The sequence below is a fragment of the Clavibacter lycopersici genome (assembly GCF_003576405.1).
Taxonomy (GTDB): Bacteria; Actinomycetota; Actinomycetes; order Actinomycetales; family Microbacteriaceae; genus Clavibacter; species Clavibacter lycopersici.
On the sequence record NZ_QWGT01000432.1, the window covers coordinates 1 to 1,026 of the forward strand.

Below are 1,026 nucleotides of genomic sequence, written 5' to 3' on the forward strand. Positions count from 1 at the left end.
TCCGCCGCCGGGACGCCGGCCGGGGGCGTCGCCGTCGCGTCGCCGCCGCCGCGCGGGCGCCGCATCATCGCGGAGATGCGGGCGCGGAGCTCCCGGGGGCGGAACGGCTTGACGATGTAGTCGTCGGCGCCGGCCTCGAGCCCGAGCAGGGTGTCGACCTCCTCGCCCTGCGCAGTGAGCATGACGATGTAGGCATCGCTCACGAGGCGGATGCGGCGCGCGGCCTCGAAGCCGTCGAAGTCGGGCAGGCCCACGTCGAGCGTGATGACGTCGGGGGCGACCTCGCCGGCGAGCCGCACGCCGTCGGTCGCGGTGCCGGCGGAATGGACCTCGAAGCCGCCCTGGCGCAGGACCACCTCGAGCAGCTGGCGGATGTCGCCGTCGTCCTCGATGACCAGAGCCACACGTCCGCTGTCCACTACCGCCCCCTCGCATGCCGCATGCGCGACCGTCCCCCGGATCCGCGTCACGCGCGCCCGACCTCCCACGCTAGCGGACCGGTGCCGCCCCGCTCCCGGCGCGCCGGGGTGCCGGGCGGACGCGCGGGATCACGTGATGGGGGAGGACCCGGGCACGGCGACGAGCACGAGCACCGCGCCGAGGACGTACGCCGCGAGCGACGCGCCCACCCCGATCAGGAGCACCAGCCACGGCCGGGTGCGCCCGCGGATCATGCCGACGAGCGCCACGATGACGGCGATCCCCGTGAGCATCAGCGGGCCCGCGACCGAGAGCACGTAGCCGATCGTGAAGAGGGAGTCGTCGCACACGTAGGCGTCCACGTCGCACGCGTCGGTGACGAAGATCAGACCGAGCCCGAGGGCGGCGATGCTGCCGCCGACGACCGCGGCGACGAGCATGGAGACGAGCGTGGTGACGAGGACGCGGCGGTCGATCCGGCGCACCCAGCGGGGCAGCCATTCGGGGCCGGCGGGATCCTCCTCGCGGGCGTCGGCGCGGTCGCGGGCGCGGTCGTCCCCGTCGCGTCCGGCGCGTGCGCGGCGGGGCGCGTCGTCGTCGGATCCG

2 protein-coding genes are annotated in these 1,026 nt (G+C 75.4%); both read right to left on the reverse strand.

Annotated features, from left to right (window positions below; genetic code table 11):
* The coding region (locus DZG00_RS15750) for a response regulator transcription factor (RefSeq protein WP_147360077.1) at positions 1 to 419 on the reverse strand (419 nt) is incomplete at its 3' end.
* A gap of 129 nt (positions 420 to 548) precedes the next feature.
* The coding region (locus DZG00_RS15755; protein WP_233550173.1) for a hypothetical protein at positions 549 to 1,026 on the reverse strand (478 nt) is incomplete at its 5' end.